General features: G+C 53.0%; 13 protein-coding genes. 9 read left to right on the top strand and 4 right to left on the bottom strand.

The window, feature by feature from the left end; genetic code table 11:
- Position 1 precedes the first annotated feature (1 nt).
- Together nhaD and FH871_RS22340 are read right to left on the bottom strand one after the other, a co-directional pair.
- Positions 2 to 1,297 (bottom strand): sodium:proton antiporter NhaD, encoded by a 1,296-nt coding sequence (gene nhaD / locus FH871_RS22345; RefSeq protein WP_138993656.1) that lies wholly within the window; start codon positions 1,295 to 1,297, stop codon positions 2 to 4.
- A gap of 90 nt (positions 1,298 to 1,387) precedes the next feature.
- The gene (locus FH871_RS22340) at positions 1,388 to 2,689 is read right to left on the bottom strand and encodes a M20/M25/M40 family metallo-hydrolase (RefSeq protein ID WP_138993655.1); all 1,302 of its coding nucleotides are present in this window, start codon (positions 2,687 to 2,689) and stop codon (positions 1,388 to 1,390) included.
- 281 nt (positions 2,690 to 2,970) lie between these two features.
- Here FH871_RS22340 and FH871_RS22335 point away from each other — a divergent pair, with 281 nt between their 5' ends.
- The 5 genes from FH871_RS22335 (at position 2,971) to FH871_RS22315 (ending at position 14,536) form a co-directional block, all read left to right on the top strand.
- Positions 2,971 to 5,409, top strand: coding sequence for an ABC transporter permease (locus FH871_RS22335; protein ID WP_138993654.1), 2,439 nt, complete (start codon positions 2,971 to 2,973; stop codon positions 5,407 to 5,409).
- A 211-nt stretch (positions 5,410 to 5,620) separates the two neighbouring features.
- Positions 5,621 to 7,999 (top strand): ABC transporter permease, encoded by a 2,379-nt coding sequence (locus tag FH871_RS22330; protein WP_138993653.1) that lies wholly within the window; start codon positions 5,621 to 5,623, stop codon positions 7,997 to 7,999.
- A gap of 489 nt (positions 8,000 to 8,488) precedes the next feature.
- Complete coding sequence (locus tag FH871_RS22325; RefSeq protein WP_229317487.1) at positions 8,489 to 9,535, top strand: OmpA family protein; 1,047 nt, start codon at positions 8,489 to 8,491, stop codon at positions 9,533 to 9,535.
- Positions 9,536 to 9,686: 151 nt separating this feature from the next.
- Positions 9,687 to 12,035: an ABC transporter permease gene (locus tag FH871_RS22320; RefSeq protein WP_138993652.1), complete on the top strand. Its 2,349-nt coding sequence runs from the start codon at positions 9,687 to 9,689 to the stop codon at positions 12,033 to 12,035.
- 83 nt (positions 12,036 to 12,118) lie between these two features.
- The gene (locus FH871_RS22315; RefSeq protein ID WP_138993651.1) at positions 12,119 to 14,536 is read left to right on the top strand and encodes an ABC transporter permease; all 2,418 of its coding nucleotides are present in this window, start codon (positions 12,119 to 12,121) and stop codon (positions 14,534 to 14,536) included.
- A gap of 95 nt (positions 14,537 to 14,631) precedes the next feature.
- Here FH871_RS22315 and FH871_RS22310 read toward each other — a convergent pair whose 3' ends face one another.
- Together FH871_RS22310 and FH871_RS22305 are read right to left on the bottom strand one after the other, a co-directional pair.
- Positions 14,632 to 15,075, bottom strand: a complete 444-nt coding sequence (locus FH871_RS22310; RefSeq protein WP_138993650.1) for a hypothetical protein — start codon at positions 15,073 to 15,075, stop codon at positions 14,632 to 14,634.
- Between the two features lie 34 nt (positions 15,076 to 15,109).
- Entirely contained in the window at positions 15,110 to 15,547 is a 438-nt protein-coding gene (locus tag FH871_RS22305) for a hypothetical protein (RefSeq protein WP_138993649.1), read from the bottom strand.
- Positions 15,548 to 15,601: 54 nt separating this feature from the next.
- Between FH871_RS22305 and FH871_RS22300 the strand changes: the two genes are divergently transcribed.
- The 4 genes from FH871_RS22300 (at position 15,602) to FH871_RS22285 (ending at position 24,165) form a co-directional block, all read left to right on the top strand.
- Positions 15,602 to 17,983: an ABC transporter permease gene (locus tag FH871_RS22300; protein WP_138993648.1), complete on the top strand. Its 2,382-nt coding sequence runs from the start codon at positions 15,602 to 15,604 to the stop codon at positions 17,981 to 17,983.
- 78 nt (positions 17,984 to 18,061) lie between these two features.
- Complete coding sequence (locus tag FH871_RS22295) at positions 18,062 to 20,470, top strand: ABC transporter permease (protein WP_138993647.1); 2,409 nt, start codon at positions 18,062 to 18,064, stop codon at positions 20,468 to 20,470.
- An 87-nt stretch (positions 20,471 to 20,557) separates the two neighbouring features.
- Positions 20,558 to 22,921: an ABC transporter permease gene (locus FH871_RS22290; RefSeq protein WP_138993646.1), complete on the top strand. Its 2,364-nt coding sequence runs from the start codon at positions 20,558 to 20,560 to the stop codon at positions 22,919 to 22,921.
- Between the two features lie 110 nt (positions 22,922 to 23,031).
- Positions 23,032 to 24,165, top strand: a complete 1,134-nt coding sequence (locus FH871_RS22285) for a mannonate dehydratase (RefSeq protein WP_138993645.1) — start codon at positions 23,032 to 23,034, stop codon at positions 24,163 to 24,165.
- The last annotated feature ends 38 nt before the right edge of the window (positions 24,166 to 24,203 follow it).

The raw sequence follows: 24,203 nt of genomic DNA, 5'->3' as shown, positions 1-24,203 counted from the left end.
ATCAATGCGTTAGTCCGTAAATGGCAAAGTAGGTCAAAGAACCGGCGATGTAGCCCAGCAACGCAAGTCCGCTGATCCGGCGCAGATACCAGCCAAATTCCAGCTTTTCCATGCCCATAACCGCCACCCCGGCGGCTGAACCAATGACGAGCAGACTGCCGCCCGTTCCGGCGCAGTAGGCCAGAAATTCCCACAGTTTGGCATCGGCCGGATAGGTCGTCATATCATACATGCCCATCGCGGCCGCCACAATCGGGACGTTGTCGACAATGGCCGATGCCACCCCGATGATCATCACAATGAGGTCGAGATCGCCGACGGCTTCATCGAGCGCTAAAGCCACACTCGAGAGAATTTCAGTGGATTGCAGGGCACCGACGGCCAGCAAGATGCCCAGAAAGAATAAAATACTGGGAATGTCGATTTTGCTGAGGGCATAAGCCGCCGTAAACCGCTGGCGGTGTTCTTCATCTTTATCGGAATGAATAACCTCCGAAACCACCCAAACAGCACCCAGGGCCAGCATCATGGCCATGTAGGGCGGGAGGTGGGTAACGGTTTTGAAGATCGGAACAAAGAGGATGGCAGTTAATCCGGTGGCAAACATGGTGCGCCGGTCGCGCCGTTGAAGCGGGGTCACGTAGGGGCGGCTAATGCCTTTCTTCGCCGTGGCAATCTCGGTTTCGGAGGTCGGTTTGATGGTGAAGGTCAGCCACACCAGCGGCACCAGCAAACAGACCAAACTGGGCAGAAACAGTTGCGTAATGATGTTCATTGTCGTGACCTGACCGCCAATCCAGAGCATGGTGGTGGTGACATCGCCGATGGGGGACCACGCCCCTCCGGCATTGGCGGAAATGATGATCATTCCGGCCATCAACCGCCGTTGTTCCGGGTCTTTCACCAGTTTGCGGGTCACTGAAACCATTACGATGGCCGAAGCCAGGTTGTCGAGCATGGCCGACAGAAAGAACGTCAGCCCACAAATCAGCCAGAGCAGCACCCGTGCATTCCGGCTGGCAATGCGGTCGGTGATGATGGAAAAGCCGTCGTGAATATCGATCAGTTCCACGATGGTCATGGCCCCCATCAGGAAGAACAGAATCTGGGCAATTTCGGCAAGATGGTGCCCCAGACTCTCCAGCACCGGCTCCGGTTCCGGAACATTCAGGATGTAGAGGGTCCAGCAAATTACGCCGGTAATGAGGGCCGTAGCGGTTTTATTGAGCCGAATGGGATGTTCGAGCGTAATTAAAATATAGCCAATTACGAATACGATAATAATGAGTGTTGTCATGAAGCGAGTGGACTTGCCTGGCCCAAAGGTAGTGCAATCGGGGCATTTGGGGTGAAACCGGATGATTAGATTAAGCTTAGAATGTGTCAGTTAGTTCGTTATACCGGCTTCGGCCAGCAACACCAGCAGAACGTTTTGCAGGCCCAGAACGCCCTGGTCGTTCAGCCACCATTCGTTCAGTGAGTGGACGTTTCCTCCCTTGCCACCGCTGCCAATCGTCACGGCGGGAACGCCCAGCGAAATCGGCGTATTGGCGTTGGTTGAAGAAACATCCAGTTTGGGCGTGGCACCCAGGTGTTTGGAAACCGCCATCGCCCGTTGCACCAGCGGCACCGTCGGCTCGATTTTGCCGGAAGGACGGTCGCCGATTTTCTTTACCTCGACCGTCAGATCGGGACCGCTGCGTTTCAGTCCATTCTCTTCTTTCAACGCCCGTTGCACGGCGGTTTGCAGCAATTGATCGATGCCCTTGAGCCGTTCGGGGCTTTCAGAGCGCATATCGATTTCCATCCACGACTCAAACGGAATGGCGTTCACCGACGTGCCTCCGCCGACGACACTGACGCTGTAGGTGGTTTTGATGCCCTGCCGCGTGAACTGGTCGGCTTCGTTGGTGAAATAATAAATGGCTTTGCCCAGCGCACTGTGCGGGTTGACGATCCCGAACGCGCCGTAAGAATGCCCGCCCGGCCCTTTGAAGGTGATCCGGTAACGGTAGGAACCCAGACCCCGGTGAACAATTTCGCTGATGCCGTCGCCATCGACGGCGATGTACGAATTGATTTTGGAACCGTTCGTTTTGAACAGATGCTTGACGCCCCGCAAGTCGCCCAGGCCTTCTTCACCCACGGCCCCGACAAACCAGACATCCGCATTGGTTTCGATCTTCGCCTTTTCCAATCCTTTCAAAACCGTCAGAATGGCCACCAACCCCCGGGTGTCGTCGCCAACGCCGGGCGCGTAGAGCGTGTCGCCTTTCTGTTTCACTTTCACGTCCGTGCCTTCCGGAAAAACCGTGTCCAAATGCGCTTCGACCACCACGGTTTTCTGGCCGGAGCGGCCTTTGCGTTTGCCAATGACGTTGCCGATCTCATCGATCCAGACCGAATCCACGCCCGCTTCTTTCAGCATGGCGGCATATTTTTTGGCTTTCACCGATTCCTTGAAAGGCGGAGCCGGTGTTTCGGTGAGCGTAATCAGGTCCTGCTTCGTCTGCGGTTCCCATTCCACAAAATGTTGAAAAACCGCCTTCACCGCCGGACGATTCGTCAGGGTTTTGATTTCATCCGTGTAGCGTTTCTCGACGGCAACGGACTCCTGCGCGTGGAGGGAAGAACAGGACGCGAAAGCCGTAACGAAACTAAAAGCAGCTAATTTGAGAAGTTGAGTCATGAATGTGGTGGTGATGAAGTCCAACGGCGAAGATGGTCTAAAAATAGGGATTTTACCCCAGAAATGGATACTTTGCTTCCAAACTACTCGCTCCGATCAGGATACCGCTATACGTCGCTATATACGTTTTTAGGGTGTTGTCCGAAAGCGAAGAATGGCCCGTCCGTTTGCGGACAGTTATGGTACTTTAATTAAAGTAGTATGTTGATTATGAACCGGATATGATTTTTGGTACATCCTTTGGACTCAATGCTGCATCCATTTTAAACCCCTAAACGGCCATGCTCAAAAACTACTTCAAAATTGCGTTCCGAAATCTTTGGAAAAACAAGGTTTTTTCGGGCGTCAACATGGCCGGACTAGCGCTCGGTATTGCCGCTTTTGTGCTGATTCTGGAATACATCAGTTTTGAGAAAAGCGTCAACGGATTCCATGCCAACCTGCCGACGCTCTACCGGATGTTGTGGCAGAACAAAACCGGCGAGGTCTGGCCGGATATGGCTCCGGCGGTGGCAACGCTGATGAAGCAGCAATTTCCCGAAGTGAAATCGTATTGCCGGGTGGTCGACAATTCGATTTCTGGTATTGTTTCGGCCTCTGAAGGAAAAAACCGCCTGTCGCCGAAAGCCTTTCGGGAAACCGACGTCGCCTATGCCGATGCCACTTTTTTTACCCTGTTCACGTTTCCGCTCGTTCAGGGCGATGCCGCCACGGCGCTGACCCGTCCCAACACGGTAGCCCTGTCCGAATCCTACGCCCGGAAGTATTTTGGCGATGCGAAGGCTGTGGGGCAGTTGGTGACGATGAACAACCAGTTTGGAACAACGCCTTTTACGGTTTCGGCGGTTTATGCCGACATGCCCCAAAATTCGGATATGCAGTTCGGTATGGTGTTTTCGCTCCAAACGCTGGCGAACCCGGCCAACCTCAACGGCAACGACTGGGCGCGGCTTGATAGTTTCGACGGGTCGTACCTGATGACGTATCTGCAACTGCCCGAAGGAACCGATTACCGGAAACTGGAGGATAAATTCGAGCTGTTGAAAAAGAAAATCCGACCGCAGGAGGAAAACCGGATGGTGTTGCAACCGGCCGCGAGCATCCACCTGGGCGCATCGCTCAGCGATCCGTATCCGACCACGGGCAAACTGGCTTTTGTCTATTTGCTCGGTGGTATTGCCGTGCTGATTCTGGCGATTGCCTGGTTCAACTACATCAACCTCTCGACGGCGGGAGCCTTGAAACGAGCCAAAGAGGTGGGCGTTCGGAAAGTGGTCGGGGCCGGACAGCGGCAATTGATCGGTCAGTTTCTGGGCGAATCGTTCCTGCTCAATCTCCTCGGTTTTGGTCTGGCAATTCTGCTGATCAGTGGGTTGCAAACCGTATTCAATGAACTGATCAAAAAAGAATTGTCACTCAGTATTCTGACTTCCAATAGTTTCTGGCTAATCGGATTGGGTATGCTGCTTTTCGGTGCGCTGGCATCGGGCGGATATACGGCTTTTGCGTTATCCTCTTTCCAGCCGCTTCAAACCTTGAAAGGCGCGTTTGGCAACCGAGCCAAAGGCGGTTCGTTGCGGAAATCGCTGGTGGTTTTTCAATTCAGCGTGTCGGTGGTGCTCATCATTTGCACGTTTGTGCTGTACCGGCAGTTGCAGTTTATGCAAAACCAGCGCCTTGGCGTCAGTTTGGAGCAACGCGTCGTGATTCACGGCCCGGAAGTCGGGAAAGATGCGTCGTTTCAATCGCGGACGGCGGCTTTTCAACACGAACTCGAGCAATTGCCTTCTATCAAAAATTTTTCCAGTTCGGGAACCGTACCGGGGAATTTTTACAATTTCTCGACCAGCGGTATTGTCAAACAAAACCCGCAGGCAGAGGCTGACAAAATCGTGTATTCGATGGGTTTCATCGACCACCGGTATCTGGCCACGTACGGAATCGCCCTGGCGGCCGGCCGGAATTTTCTGACCACTGAATGCGAGGCTGGTTACGTGAAAAGCAGCAAACTGATGGTGAATGAGACCGGGGCCCGGCGACTGGGTTTCCCATCGGCCGCCGACGCGGTAGGAAAAATCATCAACTGGGGGCAGGCCTTCGAAATTGTTGGCGTCGTGAAAGATTACCACCACCAGTCGCTTCGGGAGGCCATCGATCCGATTATTTTCATGCCCAGCCGCTACGGTAACTGGCTCACCATTCAGCTAAGTACCGATCAGATTCAGACGAAAATGGCGGCTCTGGAGCGGCTTTACAAAGCCACCTATCCCGGCAACCCGTTCGAGTTTTTCTTTGTGGACGAGAACTACAACAAGCAATACCAGACCGAACAGCAGTATGGCAAGATTTTCGTCACGGCTTCGCTGCTGGCCATTTTCATTGCCTGCCTGGGTCTGTTCGGACTGGCAACGTTTATGACCGAGCAACGGACGAAAGAAATTGGCGTCCGGAAAGTGCTGGGTGCTTCGGTGGGCAGCATCGTGACGCTGCTGTCGAAAGACTTCATGAAGCTGGTGCTGGTCGCGTTTCTGATTGCGTCGCCGATTGCCTGGTATGCCACCCGGCAGTGGTTGCAGAATTTCGAATACAAGATTGATCTGGAATGGTGGATCTTCGGGCTGGCGGGCGGAGCCGCCGTGCTGGTGGCGCTGGCAACCATTTCGTTCCAGAGCGTCAAAGCGGCTTTGATGAATCCGGTTTCCTCACTTCGTTCGGAATGAAGGAGTGAAGCGTAAATATCGAACATCGAATACTAAATATCGAATATCGAAAGCAACCGACGGCCCTTCGTTATTCGTTATTCAATATTTAGTATTCGATATTGAAACGAAACCGCTCGGCACGCTGTGATTGCAAAACACTTAACTTTTTTTAACGCCTTGGTTTTGCGGCTTGTCCGTACCTTGAATCGCCATCAAGGACGAACAACTCATGTTACAAAATTACTTCAAAATCGCCTGGCGCAGTCTGCGTAAAAACAAGGGGTTTAGCTTGATCAACATCCTGGGTTTGGCGGTCGGCATGGCGGTTGCCATGTTGATCGGCATCTGGGTCTGGGACGAACTGACCTTCGACCGGTTTTATAAAAACGAAGCGAATCTGTACCGGATTATGCTCAACCGGACCGCCAACGGCGAAACCACTACCCAGCCCAACGGTGCTCTGCCGCTGGGAAATGTGCTACGAACCGAAATTCCGGAGTTCAAGCGGGTTGTTGAATCGCTGAATACCAATTTGCGAGCCGAAGACGGCTTGAAAGTTGGGGATAAAAAACTGATTTGCAAAGGCCAGAATGTCGGAAATTCGTTTTTACAGCTGTTCGATCTGCCGATGAGGCAGGGCAGCCCGGCGACGGCATTGCAGGAACCGAATTCCATTGTGTTGACCGAACAAACCGCCGATGCCCTGTTTGGCCAGACGGACCCGATGGGAAAAACCGTCCGGCTCAACGACGCATTTGACCTGAAAGTGACCGGTGTCCTGAAAAAACTGCCGACCAATACCGCCTGGGATTTTCATTTTCTGGTCCCGTTCAGTCACCTGGAAGCCAATGCACCCTGGATTGAAAGCAGCCGGACCAACTGGAACAACAACGTCATCGAATACCTGGTCGAGCTGCATCCGAATGCGGACCCTGCAAAGGTTGACCAAAAACTGCGCGGTATTATCAAGCGGCATAACCCGGAATCGGTTTTTGAAGCGTTTCTGCATCCGGTTGAAAAATGGCATTTGTACGGCGAGTTCGAGAATGGCAAAAATACCGGCGGGTTCATTCGCTATGTGCGGCTTTTCGGCATCGTTGGTCTGGCGGTTTTGCTGATTGCCTGCATCAATTTCATGAACCTGGCCACCGCCCGGTCCGAAAAACGGGCGAAAGAAGTGGGCGTTCGGAAGGCCGTAGGCTCGTTTCGGTCGCAGCTCATCGGCCAGTTTCTGAGCGAATCGTTGCTGATTGCCGGTCTGGCGCTCATGCTGGCGTTGGTTTTGGCGTTGCTCTTTCTACCGGTATTCAACGGAATCACCCAGAAACAGCTTTGGTTTCCGTGGACCAAACCCGGTTTCTGGCTGCTGTCGCTGGGCTTTACGGTGCTGACGGGCGTTTTGGCGGGGAGTTATCCGGCTTTTTACCTGTCGTCGTTCAAGGCCGTGCGGGTGTTGAAAGGCAGCGTTCGCGTTGGACGAAACGCGAACTGGCCGCGCAAAGTGCTGGTGGTCGCTCAGTTTACGGGCTGTATTGCGTTCATCATCAGTGCCATCCTGGTCTACCAACAAATTCAATACGCGAAAAATCGCCCGGTTGGCTACAATCCCGATCGGTTACTAACGGTTTCGCTAACCAACGATCTGAACCGGAATTACGAGGCTGTTCGGAATGCATTGCTGGGTTCCGGCGCGGTGGAAAGCGTGACGAAAGCGTCGAGTCCGGCCACCACCATCACGGGCGACACGCGGGTTGACTGGGCAGGCAAAGCCCCCGACGAAATCATGCGGCTCAACCTGATTGCTGCTACCCCGGATTATCTGAAGACGATGGGAATTAAACTAAAAACCGGTCGCGATTTTTATGCCAACGGCGCAGATTCGGTGTCGGCCATTCTGAACGAAGCCGCCGTGAAGGCCATGCGGCTGAAAAATCCGCTGAATCAGGAGTTGAGCTTTGTCTGGGACCCCGGCACGAAGCTGCGGATCGTCGGCGTGGTCGAAAATTCGATCATCGAATCGCCGTATACGCCCGTCAATCCGCTGATTTTGATCAGCGGTCGTCCGTTTGAACGTTACGTGATTTTTCGGTTGGCTCCGAATCTCAACACGACCGAAGCCCTGGCGCGGATCGAACCGATTTTTCAGAAATTCAATCCGGCTTTTCCCTTCGATTACCAGTTTGTCGACGACGCCTACAACCGCAAGTTCAGGCAGGAGGAACTGATCGGCAAACTGGCGGGCGTCTTTGCGGTTCTGGCCGTTTTCATTGCCTGCCTCGGTTTGTTCGGTCTGGCAGCTTCCCTCGCTGAGCAGCGCACCAAAGAGGTCGGGATTCGCAAGGTGCTGGGAGCTAGCGTCGTGAGCCTTTGGGGGTTGTTGTCCCGCGAGTTTGTCGGGCTGGTGATCGTCGCCTGCCTGCTGGCGTCGCCCGTTGCGGCTTATTTCCTGAACGAGTGGCTCAGTCAATTTGATTACCGCATTAGCCTCAGTATCTGGGTGTTTGTGCTGGCGGGTGGGCTGGCGATTCTGATTGCGCTGCTGACGGTTTCGTTCCAGAGCATCAAAGCGGCTTTGATGAATCCGGTAACCTCGCTGCGGTCGGAATGAAAAGGCAAGATGGAAGCGCCTGTGCAGAATGGAAGGCGTTGTGTAGGTGAAGGACGGCAGGTGTCGTTCGGGTGAAGGCCGGAAGCCTTGCCTGTTAATAGTAAAAATGAACCCTGGATAGTCGGAGCTCCGGAGGAGCGGTCTGAGCGTGTCTTTAGGCCGCTCCTCCGGAGCTATCGGTAAATGGGCGACCCGCTTTCTACTGACAGGCAAGGCCTCCGGCCTTCACCCGAACGACACCTGCCATCCTTCACCTACACACGCCATCCATTCTGCACGGGCACTCCCGTTATACTTCTTTAAATGGGCAGCTTTCTATTGAAAGGCCTCCGGCTTCACCCGAACGACGCCTTCCATTCTGCACGGGCGCTCCTGTCATATCATACTTCTTCATCCTTTGATGGAATAAAAGCCGTCTGTACCAAAACGATACCATTAAAAACCGCTCGTATTTATCTTTAATACATCCGAAACTTAACTGCTGAAGCTATGGTCGCGAGGTGTTTGATTGGGGGAATGATCGGCCTGTTTGTGATGCAAAGTGCCAATGGTCAATCGAAAGCTACGGCAGGAAATGGATTAAAGGGAGACTATTTCGATGGTACGAACTTCGAACGAAAAGTGTTCACCCGGATGGATCCGCAGATCGATTTCAACTGGGAGGGTTCCCGACCGGGGCCGGGGCTTGGGCGCTCGTATTACTCCGTACGCTGGACCGGGAAATTATACGCACCCACAACCGGCGTGTATAAATTTACGGCCACGGTAGACGATGGAATCCGACTTTGGATCGGGGGTAAGAAGGTGATCGATGTGTGGCGATTGAATGATAATCAGACGTTTAGAGGTGATGTTTATCTGAAAGCAGGTCAGTACTACGACTTGCGGGTCGATTTTTTCAATGATCCGCTGGGGGGAAGCATCAGCCTGTTTTGGATACCGCCCAATCAAACCACTCCCAGCCCCGTTACAGGGAATTATCTGTTTCGCCCCGACTTTCAGCCGCCAAAACCCGTTGCGCCGAAGGTAGTCCCCAAAGTTGCGCCGAAGATGGTGCCAAAACCGGTCGTGGTAAAACCCAACGTTCGACCCGCAGTGGCCCGTAAACCGCCGGTTGTACGAACGACTCCGAAAGATACGGTCGCCCGCGTTACGATTCCGGTTAAAACGCCGGAGCGTTTTGAGGGCTTGAAAACGGGGGATAAACTGGTGCTGAATCAGGTGTTCTTTGCGCAAAGCGAATACCGTCTCTTGCCGGAATCGTACGCAGAACTGGATAAACTGGTGCGCACAATGACGCAGAGTCCAACCCTTCAAATTGAGATTAGCGGCCACACGGATAATGTGGGTGATCCGCGCCTGAACCTGGCATTGTCTGAAAACCGGGCCAAAGTCATTACGACGTACCTGGTTCGGAATGGCGTTGCCGACGGGCGCATTGCAACCAAAGGTTACGGCGGAACCCGGCCCATCGCCGACAATACGACGGAAGAGGGCCGGGCGAAAAACCGCCGGGTCGAGTTCAGTGTGAAATAATCCCTTGTCCGCAAATGGCCGGAAAACCGTCCGTTTGCGGACATTTTATTTTATTTACTTTTTAGTAAGAAATTGATTGTGAATAATTTACCGATTTTGGTATGCCATTTGGGAGTAAGCACAAATACGTCTTCCTATTCTGCTGAAACCGATGCTGACAAGCTACCTTAAAATTGCCTGGCGGAGCCTGCTGAAAAACAAGCTCTTTTCCTTTATCAACATTTTTGGCCTGGCCCTCGGCATGTCGTGCAGCCTGATAATTGGTCTTTGGGTCAACGACGAGTTGAGCTACGACCGGTTTTTACCCCATCTCGACAACATTTTCTTCGTACGGACCAATAGCACCGAGCAGGGTATCATCTATACCAATACCGTCACACCGGGCCCGCTGGCTGAGGTTTTGAAACGCGATGTGCCGGAAGTACGCTACGCGGCCAAAGTGCAGTTTCCGGAAGAAAAACTGCTGAAAGTGGGCGAGAAATCAGTGAAGCAACGAGGGTTTTATGCAACGAAAGACTTTTTTCTGCTTTTCGATTATCCCACCGTTGTCGGGAGTCCACTGGTGGCTCACTCGAAGCTGGATCAGATTATTATTACGCGGAGGGTGGCAGAGAAGTTTTTCGGCACGACCCAGGTGCTCGGAAAACGCCTGCAATTTGATAATAAAACGTATTATACCGTTGGCGCTGTTATTGAAAATTTGCCCGGCAACTCGACTTTTCAGTTCGACTGGATCATCAATTACGACGTGCAGGAGGAGGATTGGAAGAAAAAATGGGGCAACAGCTCGTTTTTGACCTACGTCCGGCTGGACCCAAAGGCCGATCCGGCCAAAGCGGAAGCCGGAATGAAGGGAATTTACCGGCGCAACACCGACTGGAAGGAAGTACCTGTGCCAACGCTTCAGCCCATGAAGGATGTGCATTTATACGCTAAGTATGAGAACGGAAAGGCCGTTGGGGGCAAGATCGAATATGTGCGGATTTTTGCATTGGTAGCCCTGTTTATTCTGCTCATTGCCTGCGTCAATTTCATGAACCTGGCCACGGCCCGCTCGGCCATGCGGGCGAAGGAAGTGGGCGTTCGGAAGGTGGTCGGCGCGTTGCGGTCTTCGCTGATCGGGCAGTTCATGAGCGAGTCGGTACTGACGAGCCTGCTGGCGGTTTTTCTGGCCCTGAGCATCGTGAGCGTCATTCTGCCGACCTTCAATGCCGTTTTCTCCAAACACTTCACGCTGCATCTGGCAGACCCGACGCTGTGGCTGGGCATTCTGATTCTGGTGCTGATCACCGGCTTTGTGTCGGGCAGTTATCCGGCTTTGTTCCTGTCGTCGTTGCAACCCATCCGCATTCTGAAAGGAACGCTCCGGTTTGGTTCCGGGGCGGTCTTGTTTCGCCGGACGCTGGTGGTTTTTCAGTTTACGTTATCGATTTTTCTGATCATCGGCATGCTGGCGGTAGCGCATCAGATGGAATACATCCGCACGAAGAATCTGGGTCTTGATCGCGAAAATGTCCTGTATGTACCGCTGGAAGGCGATACCTACAACAAGATGGAGGCCTTTCGGCAGGAACTGATTCGCACACCGTCGATTGCTTCGGCGTCGGTAACGATGAGCTTACCCGTGAATATTGAGGCCACCTCCGGCGATTTGACCTGGCCGGGTCAAAAACCGGATCAGAATTCGAATGCAGCGACCATGTCTGTGGGCTATGATTTTATCAAGACCATGAATATTAGGCTCGTGGAGGGTCGGGATTTTTCGAGTGCCCGCAAAGCCGATTCGGCGTCGTACATCATCAACGAAGCGGCCGCTAAAATGATGGGAATGAAGAACCCGGTGGGCCAGCAGGTCGGCTTCTGGATGGGCAAAGGCCCGATCATCGGACTGATGAAAGATTTCCACCTGCAATCGTTGCACAGTCCGATTACGCCCCTGATTTTAACCTTGATTCCGGGTAATACGAGCTATCTGCTGGTACGGACGGAGAAAGGAAAAACCACCGAAGCCATCGACGAACTGGAACGGGTTACGCGGAAATTTAATCCGAGTTATCCGTTTGAGTATCATTTTCTGGATGATGCCTACGAGAAGATGTATCGCGGTGAACAGCAGGTCAATACGCTCATCAATTACTTCGGAACACTCGCCATACTGATTTCCTGTCTGGGACTGTTTGCGCTGGCGGCTTTCACGGCGGAGCAGCGGATGAAAGAAATTGGCGTTCGGAAAGTGCTGGGTGCGTCGGTATCCAGCATTGTCTCACTGGTTTCAAAAGACTTCCTGAAACTGGTTCTGGTCGCGCTGCTGCTGGCCTCTCCGCTGGCGTGGTGGGCGATTTCACAATGGCTGGACACGTTTCAGTACCGGGTCGACCTCTCGTGGTGGCTGTTTGCGGTGGCCGGGGTGCTGGCGGTTTTCATCGCCTTCCTGACCGTGAGCTACCAGTCGATCAGAGCCGCCCGCATGAATCCTGTAACCTCACTTCGTTCGGAATGAAGAGTTATGAGTGAAGAGTTAAGGGTGCGTCAGCCAACTCTTCACTCATAACTCTTCATTCCGAACGCATAATTCAAACAACAATGCTAAAAAACTACCTCACCACCGCCATCCGCGCGTTCCGGCGCAACTGGAATTATTCCGTGATTAATGTTGTGGGCCTGACGCTCAGCCTGGCGTGTTGCCTGTTATTGTTTATCGTGATTCGGTATGAACTGAGTTTCGACCGGCACCACTCCCAGGCCGACCGTACCTATCGGTTGATCAGGCACTTCACCAAACCGGATGATGGGTATAACGTGGGCATACCGCTACCGGTTCTGGCTGCGATGCGCAATGATTTTCCGGACCTGGAACACCAACTGACGTTCATCCACGACGTTCGGAACCCCGTGATTGCTGCCGAAGACGGTCGGACGAAAGGAACGATGCGCCGGTTTCAGGAAACGGGTGGAGTGGCTGCTTTTGCTGAGCCGGAATATTTCCGATTGTTCGACTACCAGTGGATCAGCGGGAATCCGGCTACTGCCCTGAACCGCCCGGGTACGGTGGTGTTGTCGGAAGAACTGGCCCACAAATACTTCGGCGATGCTGATCCGATGGGCCGAACGTTGAAAATCAATAATAAACTGGACGTATTGGTGTCGGGTGTGGTGCAAAACCCGCCGGTTACGAGCAGTATTCCGTTTAAAATGCTGATCTCGTTTGCTTCGCTGAAAGAATACGGGGCCAACACCAACTGGGACGACTGGGGTTCGTCGTACACCGGGGCGCAACTGTATCTGAGGTTGCCCGAAAACACACCGGCATCGAAAATGGAGCAGCAACTGGTTCCCTTTCTGCGCAAATACGTAAATGCCGAGGACGCAAAGGATCAGAAATACGAGCTTCAGCCGCTGACGGAGATCCACTACAACACCGAATTGAGTAACTACAGCGAACGGAGCATCAGCAAAGCCATGATCTGGGCAATGGCGCTGATCGGCCTTTTTCTGCTGGTAACCGCCTGTGTCAACTTCGTCAATCTGGCCACGGCGCAAGCCATCCGGCGGTCGAAGGAAGTGGGTGTGCGGAAAGTTTTGGGCAGTTCGCGGATGCAGTTGGTGCGGCAGTTTCTGGGCGAAACCGGTTTTCTGACTGGCCTGGCCGTTCTGCTGGCGTTGCTGATTGCCAATTTCTCGCTGGCTCCGGTTGCCGAATTGCTGAATGTGAAACTCCAGCCGACCTTGTTTGCTGATCCGGTGGTGCTGGGCTTTTTGCTGGTGCTGGCGGTCTTTACCACGGTTTTGGCGGGTTTCTATCCGGCCCTGGTTTTGTCGGGTTATCAGCCGGTTCTGGCCCTGAAAGGCAAAATTCGGGGGGCGGGCAGCGGGCAGTTGACGCTTCGCCGGACGCTGATCGTGCTCCAGTTCACAATTTCGCAAACGCTCATCATCGGTACCGTAATCGTTTACAACCAGATGGATTATTTCCGGAATGCCGATCTGGGTTTTCGGAAAGACGCCATCGTGATGATTCCGATTCCGGAGAAAAAACCGGGGAAAATGGAATCGTTGCGGGCTAAACTGACGGGTTTGCCGGGCATCAGCTCAATGAGCTTCGGGATTTCATCGCCTTCGGCCCGGGGCAACTGGTGGACCGGTTTTCGCTATGAAAACCGGGAAAAAGAAGAGGATTACGGCGTGGTGATGCGCCCTTCCGACACGTCATACGTCCGGACGTATGGGCTGAAACTGCTGGCCGGACGGATCAACCTGCCCGCCGACACGATGCGGGAAGTGCTGGTCAACGAACGGTTTATGACGAAGCTGGGCATGAAGAGTCCCAACGAGATTCTGGGAAAAACGGTTCTGCTGAACGGTCGGCGGCTGCCGATTGTGGGCGTAGTTAAAAATTTCAACACCTTTTCGCTACACCAGGAAACCGAGCCGTGTATTCTGACGACGCACCGGGATGCCTATTCGAGTCTGGGTATCAAAGTGTCTGGTAATTCGGCGCAGGTGAGCAAAACGCTGGCGGAAGTGGAAGCGGCCTGGACGGCTACTTTTCCGGATTTTCTGTTTAAATACGATTACCTGGACAAAACCATCGCCGATTTCTACGCGGCCGAGGAACGCCTGTATGCCCTGTTCCGGTTGCTGGCCGGTATCGCCATTTTTATCGGCTGTCTGGGTTTATACGGCGTTGTGGCTTTCATGGCGGAGTCGCGGACGAAGGAGGTTGGCATTCGGAAAGCGTTGGGGGCATCGACTTCGCACATTTTTGGGCTGTTCTCGTTTCAGTTCCTGAAACTGGTGCTGATCGCCCTGCTGATTGCCGCGCCCATTGCCTGGTATTTCACAAACCAGTGGCTTCAGGATTTTGCGTATAAAATTGACATCGAGTGGTGGATGTTCGCATTGGCGGGTGTGATGGCAACTGCGATTGCGTTGGTGACGGTCAGTTTCCAGAGCATCCGGGCGGCTTTGATGAATCCGGTGAAAAGCCTGCGGGCAGAATGAAAATGAAAGGAATAAAGAATAATGAATATTGAATAACGAATATCGAAATGGGCGTCCGCAGAGCTACTTCGAAGTTCGCTATTCAATATTCGTTATTATAAAAAGCTATTCAAATCGAGTTGGAGAATTTCGGAGAAGGAGGAGTTTTCGGTCAGGCCACCGTCGCCTTTGCGGTAGCGGAACCATTGGCCGGTTCGGTAATCGTAAATGAATCCTTCGCAGATACCGTAAAAACCCTGATCGATTAACTGAAAGACTTTATGCAGATCACCTTGCAGTCCGTTGGTATGACATACTTCGATAATGATTGGCGTTTGAGCCGTTTCATTGTCGCGTAGTAAAAGATCCGGTACGAGGCTGGCTTTGCCTTCATCGAGCATCGTTTCGGGCAGGGGTTCCAGATGGATGGTTTTTTCGCGGTGAAAAAGCACGCCCAGCCCCATCAGCAGCTTGGCAATAACGCGTTGGTGATCGACAGGCGCCCAAACACCCTGATCTTCATGAACGATGGATAGAGGATTGGTGGATGGAAAATACATACTATTACGGTTTTAAGGAATCACGATGGGAAAGTCATAAAAAACTATTCAAATCGAGTTGCAGGATTTCGGAGAAGGAAGCATTTTCGGTCAGGCCACCGTCGCCTTTGCGATAGCGGAACCATTCGCTGGTTTTGTACTTGTAAACGAAGCCTTCGAGGATGCCGTAAAGCGCTTCGTCGATGAGTTTTATGATTTTGGTAAGGTCGCGTTTCTGACCGCTGGTTTGGCATATTTCGATAATGACCCGGGTTTGTTCCGTTTCATAATCGTACAGTAAAACATCAGGAACGGGCGTTGCGTACTCCTCCATCATTTCAGGAAGTGGCTCAAGCGGGATTTTCCCTGAGCGATACAAGGGATAGAGACCGGCCGTTAGCTGAGCAATGGTCCGTTGATGGATGAACGGGGCGTTGACATCCATTTCATCCTCGTGAGCCATCGATGCCAGTGGATAGTTGGATTTGTACATGGCAACCCGGAGAAGATAGACTGATTTGATTAAGCAAACATACCGAAAAAGCACATGCTTCGCAATTACCTCAAAACCACCTGGCGCAGCCTGATTCGCAACCGGAATTACGCCTTTATCAACCTCACCGGGCTGACCCTGGGGCTGGGCGTTGCCATCGTTTTGTTCTGGATTGTGCGGTTTGAATACAGCTTCGATACGTACCACGCGAAAGCCGACCGGCTATACCGGCTGATTGCGGTCGATAAGTACGGCGAAAAGGGCACCTCCGTTCCGCACGGCCTCATCAAGGCACTTAACGAACAGATTCCGGGGGTCGAGAATGCGGCCAATGCCTACGGCTACTCTTCCAACGGATTGCGGGTCGGGCAACAGCTTTTTAACGTCAAACACCTCTTTTTCGCGCCACCCCGGTTTCTGGACATGATCGATGTGGAGTGGGTGAAAGGCTCTCCGCAGCAGTCGCTCAGCCAGCCCTATCAGGTGGTGCTGGACGAACCGACGGCCCGGCGATTTTTTAACGAAAGCGACCCGATGGGCAAAACCATCCGGTTCAACAGCCAGGTTGATCTGGTGGTGTCGGGCATCATTCGTAAAGCACCGGTCAACTCGGAATTTCAGTTTCAGGTGCTGGCTTCCCGCGAGACGCTGAAACGCATTGCGCACGAGTATACCAATGAAGAATACTGGGGCGGGGGCGATTCGATGCACCACGGCTACGTTGTTCTGAAACCGGGCGTTTCGCCTTCTGCCATCGAAGCAACCCTCAAAAAACTGGCTACTCAACACCAGAAATACTCCGCCCTGACCGGGTTTGAGCTTTTGCCGATTACGGAGGTGCATCGCAACACGGAAACCGACCCCGACCCGTTCAATTACGTCATTCCGCAGTGGATGCTCAACACGCTGGCTGCTATCGGACTGTTTCTGGTGATCATCGCCTGCATCAACTTCGTCAATCTGGCCACGGTGCAGGCGGTTCAGCGGAGCCGCGAAATTGCCGTCCGGAAAGTGCTGGGTAGCAGCCGGAAACAGTTGATGATCCAGTTTTTCGGGGAAACCGCATTCCTGGTTTTTGCCGCCATCGCTCTGGGCGGTTTGCTGGCTACGCAGTTGATTCGCTATGCCGACCAGTTGCTCAACACGCAGGTTGCGCAGTCGAACGTTTGGGACGCCGGAGCCATTGCATTTCTGCTGGGCTTGGGTGTTGCCGTCACGTTTCTGGCGGGTTTGTATCCGGCATTGGTGCTGTCCGGTTTTCAGCCGGTGAAGGTGTTGCGGGGGCGGTTTTATGCCGCCAATCCCAAAGGATTTTCGTTGCGCTCGTCGCTGGTCGTTGCGCAGTTTGTCATCGCGCAGGTGCTGGTGATCTGCACGTTGATCGGCAGCAAGCAAATCCGGTATTTCTACGAAACCGATCTGGGTTTTGATAAAAAAGCGATTGTAACGGTTACCATGCCGGAGCGGGGCAACGGAGTTCTGCGGGAACGGTTTCGGCAGCAATTGCTGGAACATCCCGAAGTGAAGGATGTGGCATTTGCCCTGACCACGCCGTCGAGCAACCGCAACTGGTGGTGGCGAACTGTGCAGCATCACAACTTGCCCGATGGCGAGCAGACGTTCCGCTTTCAGTACGTCGATACCAACTACTTCCATTTTTTCAAAATACCGCTGGTCGCCGGTCGGTCGTGGACCCGTGCCGATACGAACACGGTCGCGATGATCAACGAAAAAGCCGCCCGGGATTTGGGGTATGCGAATCCTGAAAAAGCGATTGGCGAACGGATTAATCTGGATGGAAACCAGCCGTTTACGGTGATGGGCGTCGTCAAGGATTACCATTCGCAAAGCCTGCGGTCGTCCATTGTCCCCCACGTTTTCCTGTATGCCGACTGGAATTTCCAGGAAGCCAGTATTCGGATCGATCCGAAACAGCAGTCTCAGGCGTTGCAACACATTGAACAACACTGGAAAGCGGTTTTTCCGAACTATTATTTTGAAGCCAAATTCCTCGATCAGAACATTCAGGCTTTCTACGACGACGAACGCAAACTGACCAACTTCCTGACGCTCTTTGCCGCCGTCGGCATTCTGATCGGCTGTCTGGGACTGTTCGGTCTGGTCTCATTTGTCGTGACGCAGCGGACGAAGGAGATCGGCGTCCGGAAGGTGCTGGGCGCGACGGTTGCGAGCATCGTTTCGCTGTTGTCGAAAGACTTTCTGAAATTGGTTCTGGTGGCTTTTGCGATTGCTGCGCCCATTGGCTGGTACGCCATGAGCCGGTTTCTGGAGGAATACCAATACAAAATCGACATCGACTGGTGGGTGTTTGCGCTGGCCGGCGGTCTGGCCGGACTGATTGCCCTGTTGACGGTGTCGGTTCAGTCGGTGAAAGCTGCTTTGACCAACCCGGTTACGTCACTACGCTCGGAATAAAGAGTTAGAAATGAAGAGTTAAGAGTGCGTCAGCCAACTCTTAACTCTTCATTCTTAACTCCTAACTCACAACTAAAAATGCTACAGAACTACTTAAAAATCGCCTGGCGGAATTTGTGGAAAAACAAGGTTTTTTCAGCCATCAACATCATTGGACTGGCCATCGGCATGGCGGCCTGTATTCTGATTATGCTCTTCGTGACGTACGAAACGAGTTTCGACGGGATTCATAAAAAGAACATCTACCGGCTCGATGAAGTGCAGAAATTTCCGGGCATGGTGGACCCGCAAAATGTGGCGTTGTCGATGTTTCCGATGGGACCGACCTTGACCCAAGAGTATCCGGAAATCCGCAGTTTCGTCCGGGTTCGTCCCAATAAGGAGGTCCGGCTGACCTATGGTGATAAAAAGATCGTGATGCCCCAAATGCTGTGGGCGGATTCGTCCTTTTTGCAATTGTTCGATTATAAACTGCTTCAGGGTGACGCGAAAACCATTCTGAAGAGCCCTAATAGTGTGGTGCTGACGGAAGAAAGCGCGGTTAAATTCTTTGGCAATGCGAATCCGATCGGCAAAACGCTCGTGCGGTATGATTCGGATACGATCAGTTTTAAAGTGACCGGTATTCTTGAAAATGCCCCCAAAAACTCACACCTGCAGTTCGACGGAATCTTCTCCTTCAATTCGTTTGTCAAAGCCGACGCCATGAACAACTGGGGCGGCAACTGGCTGGTGACGTATCTGGAATTAGCGGACAATGCCGACGTTGCGGCCCTGGAGAAAAAATTCCCGGCTTTCCTCAAACGGCACATGAGTGGCGAGAATTGGAAATTCTACGAATTGTTTCTCCAGCCGCTGCATGAGGTCCACGACAACTCGATGGCGATCACACATGATTACCTTAATTTTCAAAAATTCGACAAGAACTATACGTACATCTTTCTGGTCATTGCGGTGATCGTGCTGCTGATTGCCTGCATCAATTTCATGAATCTCTCGACGGCCAAATCGTCGGGCCGGGCGAAAGAAGTCGGGATTCGGAAGTCGGTGGGAGCGGAGCGAACGCAACTGGCGGCTCAGTTTATCGGCGAATCCATTTTACTGTCGTTTATCGCTCTGGTTTTTGCGGTTCTGCTGGTAAAACTCTGTCTGCCCTTTGTAACCGAACTCAGTCAGCGGGAATTGGATCTGGCCCTGTTCAGTAACCCATCGGTTTTGATTTTATTCATCGCCTTTGCCATTTTAATCGGCGTCATTTCCGGCAGTTATCCTGCCTTTTTCCTGTCGTCGTATCAGCCCACAAAAGTGCTGAAAGGCAGCTTGGAAATTGGCAAAAACAAAGGGTCGTTTCGCAACATACTGGTGATCGGCCAGTTTACGGGGGCGGTTTTTCTGATCATTGCCACGGCTTTTGTGGTGAAGCAACTGCGGTTTATGCAGCAACAGGACCCCGGTTTTTCCCGCGATCAGGTGATGGTTGTTCCGCTCAATTCATTTACGAATCCAAAATATGATGCCATCAAGCAGGAATTGTTATCAAATTCCCTGATCACAGGGGTAACGGCTTCACAGCAACGCCTGGGGAATAACCTGCACCAAACCGGGGTCAAGTTTCACGGCGACGGGCCGGTGCGCGAAATGGCAACCTCGCAGGTCATTGTCGATCCCGATTACCTAACACTCTATAAAATTCCCATAATCGCTGGGCGGAATTTTTTAAAAGACAGCAAAACGGATAACGCCAGAGCGTATATCATCAACGAAACGCTGGCGAAAGAACTGCTGAAGGAACAGCCGAAAGCCACGATGCAATCGCTGATCGGCCGGAATTTCGGTTTCGGCGGGATGGATTCGCTGGGCCGGATTGTCGGGATTTCGAAGGATTTCAATTTTAACTCGCTTCACCACAAAATCGAAACGCTCTGCATTTTCAACCAGAAGGACTGGGGCTATAACGAAATGTCGGTTCGGATCAGTGGTAAAAACGCCCCGGAAGCCATTGCCTACGCCAAATCCGTCTGGGCCAAACTCGCGCCCGATCAGCCGTTTGATTACTCATTTCTGGATGAACATTTTGCCGAACTCTACCGCGCCGATGGTCAGGTGAGCGAAATTGTCGGCATTCTGGCGTCGCTGGCGATCATCATTTCCTGTCTCGGTCTGTTCGGGCTGGCGTCGTTTTCGGCCGAACGGCGCGTCAAGGAGATCGGCATTCGCAAGGTGCTGGGTGCTTCGGTGGCGGGGATCATTGCGCTGCTTTCCCGGGATTTCCTGAAGCTGGTGTTCATCGCCATCCTGATTGCTTCGCCCATCGCCTGGTATGCGATTCATCAGTGGTTGCAGGATTTCGCCTACCGGATCGACCTCTCCTGGTGGGTGTTTGTGCTGGCGGGAGCACTGGCGGTTTTGATCGCCCTGCTGACGGTTTCGTTCCAGTCGGTGAAAGCCGCTTTGACGAATCCGGTGAAGAGTTTGAAGAGTGAGTAACGTCCGTGGGGACACCATGCAACGAAGGCCCGTCGCCCTGCATCTTTAGATCGCTTTCCTGTTTTTCTGCGCTAATCATCCCCGTTTATGTTTCGCAACTACCTCAAAATCGCCTGGCGTAATCTCAAACGCAACAAAACGTTCTCGCTGATCAACATCCTCGGTCTGGCGCTCGGCATGGCCTGCAGTCTGGTTATTCTGCTGTGGGTGCAGGACGAACGCGCAATGGACCGGTTTCATGCGAATGACGACCGGATTTACCGGGTCATGGAAAACCAGGCCTGGGCGGGTCAGGACGTCAGTACAACGCCCTCGACCCCCGGTATTCTGGCCGAAAACCTGAAAAAGGATTTCCCGGAAGTCGAGAAAGCCGCCATGATGACGTGGGAACAGAACATTCTGCTGACGGTCGGCAACACGTTCGGCAAAGAAAAGGGGCGGTTTGCCAGTGGCGATTTCCTGACCATTTTCTCGTTTCCGCTCACACAGGGCGACGCCCGAACCGCCCTGGCACGTCCGGACGGCATTGTGATCTCCGAAAAGCTGGCGCAGAAATACTTCCCCCATCAGGATGCGCTCGGAAAAGTGATCCGGGTGGACAATACCGACGACATGATGGTGACGGGGGTGATGGCGGAAGTGCCGGAAAACAGCTCGCTGAAATTCGATTACCTGATTTCGTGGGAGCGGTTTGTGAAATACAACACCTGGGTGAAAGAATGGAGTAACAACGGCCCCCGGGCGTTCGTGCTGCTGAGTGCAAAGGCCGATCCGGATAAAGTGTCGGCCAAAATCAGGGATTACATCAAGCAGAAAACCAACAAGCAGACCAATAACATCGAGTTGTTCCTGCAAAAAAACAGCGAGGCTTATCTGCATTCCAATTTCAAAAACGGCCAGCCCGATGGGGGGCGGATCGAATACGTGCGGTTGTTCATCATCGTGGCGGTTTTTATTCTCGTCATTGCCTGCATCAACTTCATGAACCTGGCCACGGCACGTTCGGTCAAACGGGCGAAGGAAGTGGGCGTTCGGAAAGTGGTGGGCGCCGAGCGGGGGTCGTTGATGGGGCAGTTTGTGGGCGAATCGCTGCTCATCTCATTTCTGTCGCTGTTCGTAGCGGTTTTGGTGGTGGCGCTGATGCTGCCCATCTTTAATGAGCTGACGGAAAAACACCTGACGTTTCAGTTTGCCGATCCGTTTTTCTGGCTGGTTTTGCTGGGACTGACGCTCATAACCGGGTTGGTTTCGGGCAGTTACCCAGCCTTGTTCCTGTCGTCGCTGAAACCGGTGGTGGTCTTGAAAGGCGTGTTGAAATTCAAACCGAGTGCAACCATTTTCCGCAAGGGGCTGGTGGTGTTTCAGTTTTCGCTGTCGATCATTCTCATTGTCGGGATGATCATCATTTACCGGCAGATTCAGTACATCCAAACCAAAAACCTGGGGTTCGACAAGGGGAATCTGTTGTATATGCCGCTGGAAGGTGATCTGAAAAAGAACTACCAGACGTTCCGCAGTGAATTGCTGACCCAGCCGGGTATCCAGGCGGTTTCGGCCTCCTGGGCCGACCCGCTGGAAGTTGGTAGTTCGACCATCGGCGTCGGCTGGCGGGGCAAAGACACCACGCAGCGGATTTTGTTCAACCAGACCGCCGTGCATTACGACTACCTCAAGGCGATGGGCGTCCGGCTGAAAGAGGGGCGCGAGTTCTCACCCGATTACGGCACCGATACCACCAACTACCTCATCAACGAAGCGTCGGCCCGGAAGATTGGCTACAAAAATCCGGTGGGGCAGGAACTGACGTTCTGGGGGCGAAAGGGCATTATCGTGGGCGTGGTGAAAGATTACCACATCAACTCGCTGCACGTGGCTATCGAACCGCTCATTCTGCACATGCAGCGCAACGAATTCGACGGAGTTGTGCTGGTGCGCACCGAAGGGGGCCGCACCAAAGAGGCCATTGCCAATCTGGAAAGAACCTTCCGGAAGTTCAATCCGCGCTATCCGTTCGAGTACAAATTCACGGATCAGGAGTTTGGCAACAACTACAAGAGCGAAAACATCATCAGCAAGCTCTCGAACTACTTCGCGTTTCTGGCCATTTTCATCTCCTGTCTCGGCCTGTTCGGGCTGGCGGCTTTCACGGCGGAGCAGCGCACGAAAGAAATCGGCATCCGGAAAGTGCTGGGGGCCAGCATTGTCAACATCGTGCTGATGCTTTCCAGAGATTTTCTGCTGCTGGTGTTGCTGTCGTCGGTGGTGGCGCTTCCGGTGGCCTGGTGGGCGATGAATAGCTGGCTGGAAAAGTACGCCAATCGCATCGAAATCGAGTGGTGGATGTTTGTGGTCGCCGTTCTGGCTTCGCTCGCCATCGCCCTCTTTACCATCAGTTTCCAGAGCATCAAAGCGGCTTTGATGAATCCGGTGAAGAGCCTTAAGACCGAATGATGAGTTATGAATGATGAACGATGAATTGTGTCAGCCCATTCATCGTTCATCATTCATAACTCATCATTCGGTGTATAGGTAAATAACAGGCGTGGTTTTCTTTCGCTTACATGGAAACTTCACGTCGCGACTTTCTCAAAAAAAGCACCTCCCTGGCCGCCCTGACAGTCGGTGGAATCACATCGGCTCAGGCATCTGAACAACGGGTCGGGGCAAAACCGATTGTTGACAAGGCGGTGCTCAAGGATGCCGGGATGCAGCTCTGCGAAGCGTATTTCAGCGGGATGAACGAACAGAAAATCGCCCTGACAAAGCAGATGGCGGTGCTGGGAGCGGTGGGCGGCATCAATCCCGGCATGGTCGGCCTGAAGGACGTGAAACCCTGGGAATCCAAGGCGGTGTTGGCGGTAAAGGAAGCCTGGGACAAGGTGGGTCTACAACTGCGCGTCATTGAAGGGCCGCCCGCGCTGGGCGAAAAAACCAAGCTGGGACTGGCCGGTCGGGATGAGGAAATTGCCAATTTTATTACCCTGATGAAAAACCTGACGCAGGTCGGGATCGATACGATTTGCTACAACTGGATGCCGGTGATTGGCTGGTATCGCACGCAGAACGACCGGCCGGGTCGGGGCGGAGCGCTGGTCACGGCATTCGATTACGAAGCCATCAAGAATCTGCCACTGACCCAGTACGGCGAAGTGTCGAAGGAAACACTCTGGAAAAACCTGGCTTATTTTCTGAAAGCCGTCGTGCCGGAAGCGGAGAAAGTCGGCATGAAACTGGCCATGCATCCCGATGATCCGCAGGTAGACAGCGTTCGGGGCATCGCCCGCATCATGAATACCGTCGATTCGTTCAAACGACTGCTGGAACTCTACCCCAGTCCGAGCAACGGCATTACGATGTGCCAGGGCAACTTTGCGCTGATGGGCGATGCTAGCGGGATTCCAGCGCTCATCGACTACTTCGGGAAACGGAAGAAAATCCATTTTGTGCATTTCCGGAACGTGCGGGGCGACAAGTTTGCCTTCGAAGAAACCTTTCACGATGAGGGCATCATCGACATGTATCAGGCCATGAAAGCGTACTATACGATCGGTTTCAAAGGCCCGATTCGCCCCGATCACGTACCGACCATGTACGGCGACAGCAACCAGAACCCCGGTTACAGCACCATCGGCACCTTGTATGCGCTGGGCTACACGCGGGGATTGATGGAAGCCGTGAGTAAACGGAAAATGTAATGATGGGTTATGGCTGATGAAGGATGAATGGGCTAACG

Source organism: Larkinella sp. C7, assembly GCF_006149005.1.
Taxonomy (GTDB): Bacteria; Bacteroidota; Bacteroidia; order Cytophagales; family Spirosomataceae; genus Larkinella.
Note: the sequence above shows the minus strand (reverse complement) of the source record. Positions and strands in the feature narration are given on the sequence as shown.

What these genes read in the sequence shown, in the direction of transcription:
- nhaD (WP_138993656.1), bottom strand. Translation starts at nt 1,297, where the DNA reads ATGACAACACTCATTATTATCGTATTCGTAATTGGCTATATTTTAATT.
- FH871_RS22340 (WP_138993655.1), bottom strand. Translation starts at nt 2,689, where the DNA reads ATGACTCAACTTCTCAAATTAGCTGCTTTTAGTTTCGTTACGGCTTTC.
- FH871_RS22335 (WP_138993654.1), top strand. Translation starts at nt 2,971, where the DNA reads ATGCTCAAAAACTACTTCAAAATTGCGTTCCGAAATCTTTGGAAAAAC.
- FH871_RS22330 (WP_138993653.1), top strand. Translation starts at nt 5,621, where the DNA reads ATGTTACAAAATTACTTCAAAATCGCCTGGCGCAGTCTGCGTAAAAAC.
- FH871_RS22325 (WP_229317487.1), top strand. Translation starts at nt 8,489, where the DNA reads ATGGTCGCGAGGTGTTTGATTGGGGGAATGATCGGCCTGTTTGTGATG.
- FH871_RS22320 (WP_138993652.1), top strand. Translation starts at nt 9,687, where the DNA reads ATGCTGACAAGCTACCTTAAAATTGCCTGGCGGAGCCTGCTGAAAAAC.
- FH871_RS22315 (WP_138993651.1), top strand. Translation starts at nt 12,119, where the DNA reads ATGCTAAAAAACTACCTCACCACCGCCATCCGCGCGTTCCGGCGCAAC.
- FH871_RS22310 (WP_138993650.1), bottom strand. Translation starts at nt 15,075, where the DNA reads ATGTATTTTCCATCCACCAATCCTCTATCCATCGTTCATGAAGATCAG.
- FH871_RS22305 (WP_138993649.1), bottom strand. Translation starts at nt 15,547, where the DNA reads ATGTACAAATCCAACTATCCACTGGCATCGATGGCTCACGAGGATGAA.
- FH871_RS22300 (WP_138993648.1), top strand. Translation starts at nt 15,602, where the DNA reads ATGCTTCGCAATTACCTCAAAACCACCTGGCGCAGCCTGATTCGCAAC.
- FH871_RS22295 (WP_138993647.1), top strand. Translation starts at nt 18,062, where the DNA reads ATGCTACAGAACTACTTAAAAATCGCCTGGCGGAATTTGTGGAAAAAC.
- FH871_RS22290 (WP_138993646.1), top strand. Translation starts at nt 20,558, where the DNA reads ATGTTTCGCAACTACCTCAAAATCGCCTGGCGTAATCTCAAACGCAAC.
- FH871_RS22285 (WP_138993645.1), top strand. Translation starts at nt 23,032, where the DNA reads ATGGAAACTTCACGTCGCGACTTTCTCAAAAAAAGCACCTCCCTGGCC.